At 59.8% G+C, this 14,894-nt stretch carries 8 protein-coding genes and 1 pseudogene; 2 read left to right on the forward strand and 7 right to left on the reverse strand.

Translation table 11 applies throughout. From position 1 onward, the window contains the following. Window positions 1-5 precede the first annotated feature (5 nt). The gene (locus OZX73_RS08390; RefSeq protein WP_277149337.1) at window positions 6-2,183 is read right to left on the reverse strand and encodes a DUF6541 family protein; all 2,178 of its coding nucleotides are present in this window, start codon (window positions 2,181-2,183) and stop codon (window positions 6-8) included. Window positions 2,184-2,498: 315 nt separating this feature from the next. On the opposite strand from OZX73_RS08390, the gene OZX73_RS08395 reads away from it, so the two are divergent. Both OZX73_RS08395 and OZX73_RS08400 read left to right on the forward strand, forming a co-directional pair. Beyond that, a complete protein-coding gene (locus OZX73_RS08395; protein WP_277149339.1) occupies window positions 2,499-3,941 on the forward strand; it encodes an ABC transporter permease in 1,443 nt (480 codons plus the stop codon). Further along, window positions 3,938-5,224, forward strand: coding sequence for an ATP-binding cassette domain-containing protein (locus OZX73_RS08400; protein WP_277149341.1), 1,287 nt, complete (start codon window positions 3,938-3,940; stop codon window positions 5,222-5,224). Before OZX73_RS08395 ends, OZX73_RS08400 begins: the two co-directional genes overlap by 4 nt. A 192-nt stretch (window positions 5,225-5,416) precedes the next feature. On the opposite strand, the gene OZX73_RS08405 is transcribed toward OZX73_RS08400, so the two are convergent. From OZX73_RS08405 to OZX73_RS08425, 6 genes and pseudogenes are all read right to left on the reverse strand, one after another. Further along, window positions 5,417-6,232, reverse strand: coding sequence for an HD domain-containing protein (locus tag OZX73_RS08405; RefSeq protein WP_348519481.1), 816 nt, complete (start codon window positions 6,230-6,232; stop codon window positions 5,417-5,419). Beyond that, window positions 6,218-6,397, reverse strand: a pseudogene (locus tag OZX73_RS08835) (phosphohydrolase); the annotation flags it as partial. The gene OZX73_RS08405 and the pseudogene OZX73_RS08835, both read right to left, overlap by 15 nt. Window positions 6,398-6,543: 146 nt before the next feature. Continuing rightward, window positions 6,544-9,264, reverse strand: coding sequence for a KUP/HAK/KT family potassium transporter (locus tag OZX73_RS08410; protein ID WP_277149345.1), 2,721 nt, complete (start codon window positions 9,262-9,264; stop codon window positions 6,544-6,546). A gap of 236 nt (window positions 9,265-9,500) precedes the next feature. Beyond that, window positions 9,501-12,323, reverse strand: a complete 2,823-nt coding sequence (locus OZX73_RS08415; protein ID WP_277149347.1) for a KUP/HAK/KT family potassium transporter — start codon at window positions 12,321-12,323, stop codon at window positions 9,501-9,503. 228 nt (window positions 12,324-12,551) lie between these two features. Next, window positions 12,552-13,508: a TatD family hydrolase gene (locus OZX73_RS08420; RefSeq protein ID WP_277149349.1), complete on the reverse strand. Its 957-nt coding sequence runs from the start codon at window positions 13,506-13,508 to the stop codon at window positions 12,552-12,554. 11 nt (window positions 13,509-13,519) lie between these two features. Continuing rightward, window positions 13,520-14,848: an ATP-binding protein gene (locus OZX73_RS08425; protein WP_277149351.1), complete on the reverse strand. Its 1,329-nt coding sequence runs from the start codon at window positions 14,846-14,848 to the stop codon at window positions 13,520-13,522. Window positions 14,849-14,894: the final 46 nt, after the last annotated feature.

Consider the following 14,894-nt stretch of genomic DNA (forward strand, 5'->3'; position numbering starts at 1 on the left):
ATCGCTCACTTTGCGCATTCGATGCGGTAGAGCGCCCAACCCTTGGCGTAGGAGCCGTAAGAGCTGAAATCCTTGACCTTGACGAGCGCGCCCGCCTTCACATAGCCGTCGATGAGGTCCTGCCGGTGGAACGTATCGTATTGCTGGCGGAACGTGAACATCTGAAGGCTCGGGGCCTGCGGGCCCATCGCGAGGAAGTACTTCGGCACCGAGCCGTCGACCGGGCAGGTCGTGGCGGTCAGCTGGGATGGCTGGCCAGAACTGAACGCCGCCTCGGTTTGCGAGAAGATCACGCCGCCTTTCTCGTGCTTTGCGTTGTAGATCGGGAACAGCATGTTCGCGCCGAAAATGGCCGATCCGTACATCGAACCATTCAACGGATCCGAGATGATGAGCGCGTCGGTGCCGGTGGTCTTGAAGGTTTCTTGTAATACATTATATTTCGCTTCGGTGAGCTGCTCGTTTTGCGGCTTGCCGGAAAGCGTCACGTTCGCCGCCACATCCTGGCCCAGCGTCTCTTTCGCCGCATTGCCGAACTGGCAGGAAATCGCGAGCGCCGCAAGGACGATCACCGCGATGGCTTCGCTGACTTTGACGGACTCATCGCCCTTGTCGGCTTTGTCGGGCTGCGTCGCCGAGATCACCGGCTTATCCGAGACATCACCGCGGGATTGTTGCCCACTCAACCGCGCTATGGTGCACGCAGCGAAGACCAGCAACGGGATAATGGCGAATGGGATCATCGACAACGGGCGCGTCTCGGCGCGATACCACGCGGCCGCCACGATGTTCGGGAACCATCCGGTCAGCGAGGTCGAGCAGACATAGACCAAGCCGACCAACAGGAACGCCAGCATCAGCGAGATGGCGTCCTTGTCCATGCCACGCGGCGGAGCGGCGAGACGGGAGGCCCGGCGAGGAAAGACCTGCCTGCCGTCGGAAACCGCTTCGGACGGTTCACCGGTATTAGAAGCCGAAGTGTCAACACCATCGCCGACACCGGCAACTATGTCTTCGCCATCATTGACACCGGCACGAGCGCCAACGTCGACACCGTCACCGGAATCGGTAGTCTTACCGGCACCATCGCCGTCGCCAGCACCAAGGCCAGCGTTATCGTCGTCATCAGCAGCACCGTCATCATCACGTCCATCGAACGCGTACACGACCAGCCTTGACCTCACCGACAGGACGACCACCCCAATCGCGACAACCAACGAGACGACGACCACAATCGCCATGAACCAGCCAGCGGGGCCGCTGACGTTATCGGTGATGAAAACGCGCAAGGCCTCGGGCACGGTGCGATTGGGCACGTAGGTGTGGAACCAGCTGGAGGGGTCGAGGTAGCGGGAGGAATGGTAGTGACCGGTCATGTAGAAGAAGAAGGCGACGGCGCAGACGACGACGGCCGCGAGCGCGCCGAGGATCAGCTTGAATGGCAGGCGCAGCAGGATGAACGGCGCCATCAGCAGCAGCCAGGTGAAGGCGATGCGCGGATGCGCGAAAACGCACAACAGGCCGAACAACACGATTAATACCAGCCAGCGCACGATATGGCGACGCGCGGCGATGGCATCGAACAGACGCAAGGTGACATACAGCCAATACGGCAACAGTGTCGTGGCCAAACCGAACGAGATCAGCGGGCCGGAAGCCAGCATCAGGAAGGGGTGGCTGGCCGAGGCGACCGCGAGCAGCGGGACGATCAGCATCATGCAGCACGAGAACGGCCGCCAAGACGCCGACGATGAATCACGGGCCTCATGCGAAGCGGTTTCCCCGTCGACCTGGCGCGTCCAATAGCTCATCCAAAGCGACACCCCAGACGGCCAGACAAGCCCGGAAGTCACAAGCCAGACGAGATTGAACGCCCCATAGACGTTGACCCTGATGCCCAGGAACCGCCCCACCGCGATGATGGCCGCAGCGGCGAGATGGAACATGGGCGGGTAGTAATCGCCATTGGGCCACAGCCTTGTGGCCGCCCCGAGCCCCTCACGAAGGATCTTGCGGATGAAATAGTAATGAGCCGGCGCGTCGATCTCCTGCAACGGCAGGTTCCACGCGTCCCCGGTGTGCGGGAACCACGCGAGCACGACGCCGAACGCCGCCAGCACGCCGACCACCGAGCATAACGGCAACGCCGCGGCACGCAGACGTCGTTTCCATTTCGCATTCATCACCCGATTATCCTACCCACAACCGAATAAATGCACCCGCGCATGCCCCAACGCATACCAAATTCACAGAAAACTTTCAACATTTCTTGAGGTTTTGCACGTCCACGCCAAGCTCGGGCACATATACTGGGGACTATTGCCCATGCTGCGGCCTAGCATCGAAACCAGTGCAAGCCATGACGGCGGAAACATGTGACGCCTGTGTGCGCTCGGCGGAAGCCTGGGCACGCAACAAACGGGCCTGAACGCAGGAGAAATTGTATGTTCGTGCTAACCAATGCCTTCTCAACGGTGATACGCCACAAATGGCGGAGCATGATGATGTTGTTCGTCGCCGCGGTCATGATATTCGGCGTCGTCTTCGGCACGGCCGTCGACAGCGCCAATGGCAAGGCGCATGGTGAGACTTACGAGATGCAGGCACCGATCGCCGTCATCAGGCCGACCGCGGAGATGAAAGGCAAGCTCAAGGGCGACGACGCGGCGAGCGTCAAGAAATACCTGAGCTTTGATGAGTACGCCACATACGCGATGGGGCTGCAGCAGATCGGCGTGCAACAGCCGCAATTCTCCATCAGCGTCTCGTTGCCGATGCGCCAGGCGGGCGGCACGAAGGCCATCGCAGGCAAAAGCGACGAAAGCGCCAAGAAAACCGGCGGCGAGACCATGCTCTACAGCTTGTATGACAACGATGCCATCAGCATCAACCTGATGGGCAACTTCAAACTCGCACAAGGCAAGGCCCTCAACTACCAGTCCAAGGACAGCAAGAGCGCGCTCGTCTCCGAGGCGTTCGCGCGCAAGAACAACCTGAAGGTCGGCAGCACCTTCAAACTCGGCAACCCGACGGACAACACGAAGACCTATACGTTCAAGGTGCGGGGCATCTACGCCTACACCGACCCCGCGCCTGCCGGCAACGGCAGCGACGCCAAACTCGCCAAGGACAACCGCGACAACGCGGTCTATGCGGGCCCGGCGGCCTTCACCAAGAACAACCTCGCCACCGAGAAAGCCAGCGGCTGGGCGACGCCCCGTTTCGACGTCGGCTTCAAGCTGCAAGGCGTCGACCAGTACAAGAGTTTCGCCGAAATGGCCAAGATGATGAAACTGCCGAAGGGCTATGAGGTCAGCTCGCCCACGCTCGACCGATACAACGACTTGCTGAAGCCTTTGGATACGCTCGCTTCGGTGATGGGCAAGGTCCGTGTCGGGCTCTACGCCGGCGGCGGGGTCATCCTGCTTCTGCTCGTGGGACTTGGGCTGCGCCGCCGCACCGACGAGATCCGCATGGATATGATCATCGGCGTGACCCGCGGCCGTCTCGGCTGGCAATTCGCCTTGGAGACGTTGATGCCCACGCTGCCCGGGCTTTTGATCGGAGGCGTGGCCGGGGCCTTGGCCGCCAAGCCGCTTGGGTCCTCGCTGACCCACGGCATCGCGACGCCGGCGGTGTCCGCCTGCTGGATGGCCATGTGGTATTGCATCGCCATCGTGGCGGCGTTGGCCGTCATCGCCTTCCTGCGCGCGACCTTTACCAACTTGTCCCGCATCTTCGACGTCAGGTCCGCGAACGACGACGCCATCACTTTTGACGGGAAATCATCCGATAGCGACAATTCCAGTCAAATCGCGATAGACGGCGAAGACCAAGCCGAAGCGCAAGCCGTTTCCGATGGTGATTCGGATGATGCCAATAATGACAACGACGACCATAACGATCACGCAGCGGAAGACGACACGGAGGTTGAGGCATGAGCAACGACACCGACCCGAAAGACGAAGCCATGAGCAGCGATACTGACGACACCACGAACGAGGCGCTCAACGCCGAAACGGACGCGGCCAAAGACAACGACGAGGCCACCGCAACGGTCAAGTACGATGTCGTGTTCGACGATGACGACAACGCCCTGGATTTCGCCGATCTTGCCACCGCGAATGCCGATACCGGCGAAGTGGACGCAGAAGACGGCAATGACGGCTTCGCCGACAGCCCAGAAGACGTGGGCGACGATGGACAAGCCACGGCCTCGACGCCCGCGCGATCAAAGACGACGCACGGAAACGACAGCAACGCGGAAACCGTTGCGGGCCAAGCCAAGGCCAAGAACGAAGCAAGTGAGGCCGGCACCGAAGAAACTCCAGGCGAAAACGGCGAGGACAAGGCGCTTCCCGACAGCGCCGCGGAGGCCAACGCCAAGCGCGTCAACGAGACCCTTGGGCTGGCGGTGGAAGAGGAAAACGAGCTGGAGGCCCACGAGGCAAAATCGCCCACCATCGAGCCCGCCACGGTCATCTCCTCCCGTCTTGACAGGGAGACCATCACCGAGACGGACATCCTGCTGAAGCCGAACCCCACCTTCGCGTTTGACCACGTCACCTTCACCAACCGCAAAACCGGCCGCAATGTGCTCGACAACATCGACTGGTCGTTCTTCGCGGGTTCGCTCTACGCCATCACCGGCGCCGACGACGAGCAGCGCCGGGCCTTGCTCGCGCTCGCCTCGGGCTTCTACCGCCCCGACAGCGGACAGGTCATGGTCAAAAGCCAGAGCCTTTTGGAAATCGAGACCAACGAGATCCGCGGCCACCGCATCGGCCTGGTCACCCAACGCTACAGCGTGCGCGACGACCTCGACGCCCTGACCAACATCACGTTCACCATGCGGGCCTCCGGGCGCACGTTCCTCAAGCCGATTCCCGAGGCGGCGCGCGACGTGCTGAGATCCGTCGACTTCGACGAGGCGACCACAGGCGTGCTCGCCGGCGAGCTCAAGCCGGTCGACCAGCGCCGTCTGGCCATCGCGCGGGCCATCTGCTGCGAGGCGACCGTGGTCATCGCCGATGACCCCATAGGTGGACTCGATGCCGATGACCGCGACGCCATCCTCGATCTGCTTTCGCGTTTGGCCCACGCGCGGGACCCGAAGCGTTGCGTCATCGTCGTAACTCCCGAAGACACCAATGCCAGCGGAGAGACGGACGGCAACGCCGAGACCGATTACGAGGCCAAGGCCGACAAGATCTACTCGTTCTAATCGCAATCACATAGAGAGCTAGTCGCATCCTGGATTTGGCCGGATGATGGCTCGCGCTGATTCCCTCATACCATAAACGCGACCAAAAGCATGCATAACCGTGCTTTTGGTCGCGCTTTATTTATCGTTACGACGAAAAGCACGAAAAAACGGCCTGATTTCGTGCTTTTGGTCGCAACGACGCTCTACACACTACTCGTCCAGTTTCATGTCGAACTTCTTAGCGAGCGCTGGGATGTCGGGAACGCCGTACTTCCTGACGAGGTCGAGCCATTGGCGCTCGTTGGCCTCGCCGAAGCGGCGGGCCTTGCGTGCATAGGCCTGGGCAGTGAGGAAGCGGGGCGGGATGGACTTGCTGTTGTATTTGTCAGCCACCATCACCACCTCCTGTTCGAGGTTCATCGGCACGTAGTCGGCTGGCGGCAATGGCAGTCCCTGCGCCACGACCTGCTTGCGGGTCAGCCCCACTCCGGTATGGTTGCGCGCGAATTGGGCGATGGATTCGTCCACGCCCTGCGAAATCAGCCAGTCGTAGCCGCGCAGACCGTGCAGGATATAGTTCGGGCCGTCGAATTGCAGCTTTTCGCCGTCGGACCCGTCATGCTTCAAGACAAGGTACGTGCCGATATCGTGGAGCATGGCCCCCACCACCGCAAGGTTCTCATCGAGCAGGCGCGGCGGCACGATGCCGCCCGCCACCCCGTCGGTCGGCGGCACGGTGAAGGCAATGCCAAGATTGGCCGCGTCGTTGCGCTTCATGACGAGCGTGGCGGGGGTGACCTGTGTTGCGGAAGGCGAGCCGCCGTCCGCTTTGCCGCGCGAGCCACCATCGGCGGCACTATGGAAGCCATTATCCACATTGCCGTTTGAGCCGCTTTCAGCACCATCGTGAGCAACATCGAACGGCTGGCCCTCCGCGTCCGAACCGCTCGCCTGGCCTACTTGTCCCGCCCCATCAGAAGCGGAAACCGCGCCTTTCCCTGTGAGCTCCGGGGCGTCCTTCGGCAGGGTGCAGCGCCGTACGAACAGGGCGTTCTGCCGGCGCACCAGCTGCCGCGTGATCGTCGCGATGACGACGCAATGGGTGTGAATCAGGTCGTAGGCGGCCTGGGAAGGGGCGAGCTTGCGGTGCAGCTCATCCGTCTGGGCCAACGTAGGTATATATCCAGTCATAGCTCCATTGTAAGGAAGCGTGGGCATGCCACGTCACCACTGCGGCCCTGAACGAAATCCGGGGCCGGAAACGCAAATCACGCTCGAAACGACCCATCATCGGTCGTTTCCCCAATCAAGCAACCAAAGAAGCTTGGCTGTCATTCCTATTTGGCGTCGGTTCTCGTCTTGCTTTTCTTCGTTTCCGTTTTGGCAGAGACGTCTTTCGGCTTGGCTTTGGCAACGACACGCTTCACCGGTTCGGTTTCGACTGTCGCCTTATCCGTCGCGCCGGCCTGACTTTCGGGTTGACGCGCCTCGCGCGCTTTTGCTTGATGGCTGGAACGGAATGCGGTGCGCTTGAGCCTTGGTGGGCGCCGGGTGCTCAGGAAGAGCGGCTGGACCTCGACCACCGGATTATACGGAGCCAAACCGAACCACTTGACCGGTGAACCAGCCACACGACGGATGGAATACTTCATCTTGAGCGAGAGCGCCTCGCGGCCGGTGATCTTCGATTCCGGCATCAACGCCTTGTGCACCAAGACGTAACGCACCGTGCCGATATCGGGATCAGCGTCCACCTTCGGATACACCGACTTCTGCTCCGGCAGCTCGCCGGTGGCGGAAAGATCGTGCATCACCTGATGGATATAAGCAGGAATCGATTGCGAGACCTTGAAACCAAGCTTGATACGCACACGGAAGATATAATCCGTGCCAAAATTCTCGACCGAATACTCGCGCGTGAACGGCTCGTCGGTGGTTTGCACCGAAACGGCCCACCAGGCGCGGGCGCGCTTGGGATGGTCGGCGAAGATCGAGAAGAAGATATCCGTATCGAGGCGGCGCATCTCCGAATCCGAAGTCAGGTAGACGATGTTGTCGGCGAAATACGGAATACGGAAATCGTCATGCAATTTGGCGAGCGCGGGCTTGAAGTCACGCGGGCGCATGTGCCGACGCTGCGAACGCTCGATCTTGGTGCCGTCGTTCCACGTGATCATGACCAGCAGAATCAGCGCGGTCAGGAGCATAGTGAACCAGCCGCCGCGCAGGAACTTCGACATCGAGGAGATGAAGAAGAGCGAATCGGTGGTGATGAACAGGGCGAAGAAGCACATGGCGCCCACGCGATGGCGATGGTGCCAGACGTAAGTGGTCAGGAGGATCGTCGTCGCCAGCATCGTGATCGTCAGCGCCAGGCCGTAAGCGGCGGAGATGTGCTCGGAATCCTTGAACAGCGCCAAAACGGAGAGCGTGGCGACGCACAGCACGACGTTGACCGTCGGGATGTAAAGCTGGCCGCGGGTACGCGAGGGGTAGCGCACCTGAAGATGCGGCATCCAGTTCAGGCCAGTGGCCTCCGAAACCATCGTGAACGCGCCGGTGATCAGGGCCTGCGAGGCGATCACGCCCGCCGCGACCGAAAGGAAGACACCGAAGTAACGCACGTTCGGGTTCATCATCTCGAAGAACGGGTTGACATTGCCGAGCGTGGTGTTGCCTTGGTTCTTGAGCATCCACGCACCCTGCCCGAAGTAGTTGAAGACCAGCGCGACGTTGATGAAGGGCCAGGTGAAGTAGATGTTGCCACGGCCGACGTGACCCATGTCGGAATAGAGCGCCTCGGCGCCGGTGGTCGCCAAGAAGACCGTGCCCATCAGCGACAGGCCGGCGACGTTGTGCGAGCTGAAGAGGAACCGGAAGCCGTAGACCGGGTTGATGGCCGCGAACATGCTCCAGTCGCCGCTGACGTTGACCAAGCCGACCAGCGCAAGGAACGCGAACCAGACCAAGACGACCGAGCCGAAGACCTTGCCGATGCTCTCGGTGCCTCGAGATTGCACACAGAAGAGCAGGACGATAATGATGATGGTGATCATGAGCGTCAGGTTCGGGGTGTCCTGGAACGCGTGGGTGAGGGCGGGTATGGTCTTCAGGCCCTCCACTGCCGAGGAGATCGAGACGGCCGGGGTCAACACGGAATCGGCCAGGAAGGCCGCGCCGCCGATCATCGCGGGGACGACCAGCCATTTGCCGTAATGCCGCACCAGCGAGAACAGCGCGAAGATGCCGCCTTCGCCCTTGTTGTCGGCGTGCATGGCGACCAGCACGTATTTGACGGTCGTGATGAGCAGCAACGTCCAGAAAATCAGCGAGAGCATGCCGAGCACGGCGGGGCGGTCGATCTTCTCAAGCCCGCCTTGGCCCGCCAGGAAGGTCTGGACCGTGTAGAGCGGCGAGGTGCCAATGTCGCCATAGACCACGCCGAGCGTGACGATGGCCATACCCAGCGTCACCTTGTCGGGGCTGGACTGCACCTTGCGCCACCAGCGGCCCAATGGGCTGTGCGAGGTCTTGGTCAGCCTCTTGGCCTCTTCCTTCTCCTCTTTGACATGCTTGGCAATCTCCTCACGTTCCTCATGTGTCAGCGTGTCGCGCGAGACCTTGGGCGCGTTGGTGAAGGTGTCGGCGCGCAACAGCGCACGCTTCTCGGCCTCGACTGCCTTCTTCTCGGCGTTCACGGCCTTTTTCTCGGCGCCAGCGACCTTCTTTTCGGCATTGGTCACTTTCTTTTCGGCGTTGGCGGCTTTCTTCTCGACGCGATTGGCCTTCTTTTCGACCTTCTTCTCTGCAGTCGCCGCCTTCTTCTCCGCATGGACGGCGGTCTTCTCCACCTTGGAGGTTGCCTTGTCGGTTGGCGAAGACGCCTCGGACGCCTTGGCGAGCTTATCCACGGTCTTGGCCTCGGCGGAAGTCAGCGGGATATCACCCTGCTCCTTATCGTCATCCTGGGGACGACGCCGAGCCTCCTCAACCTGTCGTTCTTGCGAATGTCGCTGGTTTTTGGGTTGGCTCGACCCCTGATGTTGCGATTGCGCCATGATTGCCCTCCAAAAACGGAAAACCTTATCCGCTTATCTTCTTCTTCCGGACCGCTTGCCGGGCGCTTGAATTTACAGACCAACGGGATAGTCTAGCCATGTATCTTCAAAAACCAAAATCAGGGTTATATATCGGCATCCACAGGGTCATTTTCCGCATAAAATCGCGCGAAACCATACAAAATAGGGCCATCCGCATACGTGCGAATGACCCCAGGATTTCCGGCTGGTGCCGACTATGATGAACGGCGCTCAGATGTGCCGGGCTTGCCGGCATCGGAACGCGGCAGAACCACGGTCCGCTCACCGGTGTCGGCAGGAGCTAGTGTGCCTTTGCCCTCACGCTCGCCACTGCTCTTGGCGAGATCGGCGAGTCCTTGCTTCGCCGCCCGCGAGGTTTGCAATGCGTGCTCGGCCTGGACTGTTCTGACCGCCTTCAATGTCTTGGCGGCACGCAGGGCCTTGGACTTCTCGCTCTCGCTCAACGTCTCGGTCTCGGCCTTGGCTTTCACCGCGTTGAGCGCCTCAAGCCTAGCCTTTTTCTCAGAGGCATCGGCTTTGCCTTTGCCGTTTTTCGCGGATGACGAATGCATGTGGGCGCTTTCGTCCTTGGATTCGACATGACGCCTGCTGGCGCGCAACGCTACACGCTTGAGCCTCGGCGGACGACGGGTGGAGACGAAGAGCGGCTGCACCTCGACCACCGGATTATACGGTGCCAGACCGAACCACTTGACCGGTGACCCGGCCACACGACGGATGGAATACTTCATCTTGAGGCTCAGCGCCTCGCGGGCGGTCAGCTTCGATTCCGGCATCAAGGCCTTGTGCACCAAAACATAACGCACGGTGCCAATATCCGGGTCGGCGTCCACCTTCGGATACACCGACTTCTGCTCCGGCAGCTCGCCGGTGGCGGAAAGATCATGCATCACCTGATGGATATAGGCCGGAATGGACTGCGAGACCTTGAAACCAAGCTTGATACGCACACGGAAGATATAATCCGTGCCGAAGTTCTCCACGGAATACTCGCGGGTGAACGGCTCGTCCGTGGTCACCACAGAGACGGCCCACCAGGCGCGGGCACGCTTGGGATGGTCGGCGAATATCGAGAAGAAGATATCCGTATCGAGGCGGCGCATCTCGCCATCGGAAGACAGGTAGACGATGTTGTCCGCGAAATACGGGACACGGAAATCGTCATGCAATTTGCTCAGCGCGGGCTTGAAATCGCGCGGGCGCATGTGCCGGCGCTGCGAACGCTCGATCTTGGTGGCGTCGTTCCATGTGACCATAATCAGCAGGATCACCGCCGTGAGCAGCATCGTGAACCAGCCGCCGTGCAGGAACTTCGCCATGGAAGCGATGAAGAACAGGGTCTGAATGGCGATGAACACGATGAAGAAGACGCTGGCGAACACGCGCTTATGCTTGAACCAGATGTAGACGGTGAGCAGAATCGTCGTCGTGATCATCGTGATCGTCAGCGCCAGGCCGTAGGCGGCGGAGATGTGCTCGGAATCCTTGAACAGAGCGAGCACCGCCAGCGTCGCCACACACAGGACGATGTTGACCACGGGGATGTAAAGCTGGCCACGCGTGCGGGCCGGGTAACGCACCTGAAGATGCGGCATCCAGTTCAAGCCGGTGGCCTCCGAGACCATCGTGAACGCGCCGGTGATCAAGGCCTGCGAGGCGATCACGCCAGCGGCCACGGAAAGAATGACACCGACATAGCGGACGTTCGGGCTCATCATCTCGAAGAACGGGTTGACGTTGCCCAGCGCGGTGTTGCCTTGGTTGCGCAACATCCACGCGCCCTGACCGAAGTAGTTGAAGACGAGCGCCACGAAGATGAACGGCCAAGTGAAGTAGATGTTGCCACGGCCGACGTGGCCCATGTCGGAGTAGAGCGCCTCGGCGCCAGTGGTCGAAAGGAAGACCGTGCCCATGATGGCCAGGCCTGCCATATTGTGCGAGCTGAAGAGGAACTGGATGCCGTAGACGGGGTTGATGGCCTCGAAAATGCTCCAATCGCCGCCGATGTTGACCAGTCCCGTGATCGCGAGGAACGCGAACCAGACCATGACCACGGAGCCGAAGACCTTGCCGATCCGCTCGGTGCCGCGCGATTGCACGCAGAAAAGGATGACGATGATCACGACGGTGATCACGAGCGTCAGGTTGGTGTTCTCATGGAACACGGGCGCGAAGAGCGGGATGGTCTTGAGGCCTTCCACAGCCGAGGAGATCGAGACGGCCGGGGTCAACACGGAATCCGCGAGGAAGGCCGCGCCGCCCAGCATCGCGGGGATCACCAGCCATTTGCCGCGATGGCGGATCAGCGAGAACAGCGCGAAAATGCCGCCCTCGCCCTTGTTGTCGATGCGCATGGCGATGAACACGTATTTGACGGTCGTGATCAGCGTGATCGACCAGAAGACCAAGGAAAGCAGGCCGAGCACCGCGGGACGGTCGATGTTGCCGAGGCCGCCCTGCCCGGCGATGAAGGCCTGCGAGGTGTAAAGCGGGGACGTCCCGATGTCACCGTAGACCACGCCGAGCGCGACGACGGCCATGCCGAACGTCACCTTGTCGGGGCTGGACTGCATCTTGCGCCACCAGCGGCCGAACCGGCTATGCGAGGAGACCTTGGTGAGCTTCTTGGCCTCTTCCTGTTCCTCCTGCTCGTGCTTGGCGATGACCTGGCGCTCCTCGTCGGTCAGCGTGTCGCGCGAGACCTTGGGGGCGTTGGTGAAAGTGTCGGCGCGCAGCAGCGCCTTCTTCTCCCTGCTCACCGCGCGTTTTGTGGCGTTGTCCGTCGTCTTTTTCGTCCGTGACGTCGCGTTGCCCGTTTTCGCCGTTCTTGTTGATTTCGCGGAGGTCTTGGCGGAAGACCTTGCGGAAGACTTGGCGGAAGTCTTTGCAGCTCTGTGAACGGGTTTCTTCTCCGCCGACGGACTGTTATGCCCGCCATTTTCGGTGGTGTCGCCAGAGTTTTGTTGATGTTCCTGATTTTGAGGTTGTTTCGATTCGCGATCTTGCGATTGCGTCATGACTCGCCTTCCAGGCGGAGACTGATCCCCGCGCGCATTTTCTCTTCAGCCCGGCTACCGGGTGCTCTCATTTGTCAACAAATCGACAGTTTAGCCGAAAAAGTCCGATAAACCAAAATCTATCTTGCGCAATGAATGCGACAAAACTTCAAAATGATGCTGAATGAAGAGAATGAGTCGACCCAAGGTCACCTGGAGATATATTACAAATACCGCCATAACAGCGTCTCAAACGCCATACACGGCTTTCGTGGTCCGTCGCGTCGCTTCCGCGACTTCGCCTATCGGCAGATCGAGGGTGTCCGCGAGCGCTCTCAAAGTATACGGAATCATATAGGGCGCGTTCGGGCGGCCGCGATAGGGCATCGGCGCGAGATATGGGGCGTCGGTTTCCACCATGATATGGTCGAGGCCCACAATGGCCGCCGACTTGCGGATCTCCTCGTTGCCCTTGAAGCTCGAGGCCCCGGAAAAGCTCAGGTACCAGCCGTGTTCCTTGGCGATTTGGGCCAGCTCGGTGTCACCGGACCAGCTGTGGAAGACGGTGCGTTCGGGGCTGCCGTCCTTCAGAAGCGTTTCGATGACCTCTTGATGGGCGTCGCGGTCGTGAATCTGCATGGGCAGATTGAGTTCCTTGGCCAGCGCGATATGGGCGCGGAAGGCGTCGCGCTGAATCTCCATTGCGGCCTCGCCGGTGCGGAAGAAATCCATACCGGTCTCACCTATGGCGACCACCTGCTCGGGATATGCTGTCGCCAAGCGATGGACCTCCGCGAGGGCGTCCTCGAAGCTCACATCGTGCCACGGCTCATATTTGAGCGGCAACCCATCCGGCCCAGGCACTCCCCGATGGCCATGCAACACCGCCTCGTTCGGGTGGATCGCCAGCCCCGCGTGGACGGTTGCTGGATGGTCAAGCGCCATCTGGACGGCCACCTTGAGATTCGGCAGCTCGCAGCCCACATCAATGACGCCCTCGACGCCAACAGCCTTGGCCTGGTCCAGAATCTCGTCGACGCTGTAGACCGGCACCGGCGGCTGGTCGCGCTCGATGGCTTGCTTGTTCATCTCGCGCGCGAACGGCACCACACTCGCCACATGCGTGTGGTCATCAACCACATGCACCCCATCCGGCAACGCCTCCGGCGCCGGTGCCCAACTCCGATCCCGATGTTTCTTACTCATGCCGCCTAAGTCTAGTGCGCAAGACTCACAAGATCTTCGACCGCAAAATATGGGCCAACCGCCCAAAGTGGGACGTTCGTCATCCAATCTTGTTCGCGATAGCCCGACATAGAAGTTCTGTAACCATGCAATCCGGTTTTGGCGCAAAGCGACTTCAGGCTCTTGGCTCTCAGATTTTCCTCCGCCTTGGCTTCAAGAGGCGCAGCCGCGCCAGCATGTTCAACCACGAAATCTACCTCGGCTGTTCCATTTCCTCCTGCCGTCCAGTAATAGGGGACATTGCCTCCAGCGACAAGCTGCTGGCAAACATACTGCTCGGTCATCGCGCCCTTATATTCGGTTAGAGCCTTATCAGAAAGCAACACATCTTTGGCTTCGATTCCCATCGTTGCGCCAAGCAGACCGACATCGTGAAGATACAGCTTGAAAGCTGACAAATCCCGATAGAATTTCAGGGGTTTTGCCACTTTGTCGACACGATAGACGCGATTGGCTAACCCGGAATCGACAATCCACTGGATGGCCGTCTCGAATTGCCGCGCCCGCGCACCCTTGGCGATATGACCGAACACAAACTTGTGGTTCTCGCGGCCAAGATGCGCCGGAATGGAATCGAACGCCAAACGAACGCGTTCGGCTTCGGTACCATCGGGAATGTGCTTGGAGAAATCGGCGCTGTAATCGCGCAACAATCTGCGCTGCACCGCACGAGCAGCGGCATAATCTTCGTTGTTTGTTCCTTCAAGGAACACTTTAACTGCTTCCGGCATACCGCCGACATAATAGTACTCGCGCAGATAGCGTTCCAAGCGTTCGGAAAAAGCCGAAGCTGTTGCGAAATCGAGCCGCTCAACGACCTTGGCAAGCGGCTCCTGACCATTCGCCCACAAGAACTCGATAAACGTCATCGGGTACATATCGATCATTTCGACTTTTCCTACAGGAAAAGAAATGCCCGCATGCAAAGTAATTCCCAGATAGGAACCAGCAGCAACGATGTCCTGGTCCGGCACATCTTCCTTGAACGCCTTCATCAGCGTCATGGCTGAGGGAACTTCCTGAATCTCATCAATAATCACCAGTGTTTTGCCGGGTGCAATCGTCTGACCCACGTAGATTCCGATATTGGCCAACACTTGTTTAGCGTCGTATCCGACATCAAAGACTTTCTTCGCCTCGTCGTTCATCAGGTTGATATATGCACAAGACTCATATTCCTGCTGGCCGAATTCCTTCAGGACATACGTCTTACCCACTTGTCGAGCCCCACAAAGCACCAAAGGATTATGATCTTTGGAGTTTTTCCAGCGCTTCAGCTGAGCCATAATCGAACGCTTCATAATCACACCTTGCCAGTTTTACCCTAGGAAAAATCTTCACTAGTGA

Source organism: Bifidobacterium sp. ESL0775 (assembly GCF_029395475.1).
Taxonomy (GTDB): Bacteria; Actinomycetota; Actinomycetes; order Actinomycetales; family Bifidobacteriaceae; genus Bifidobacterium.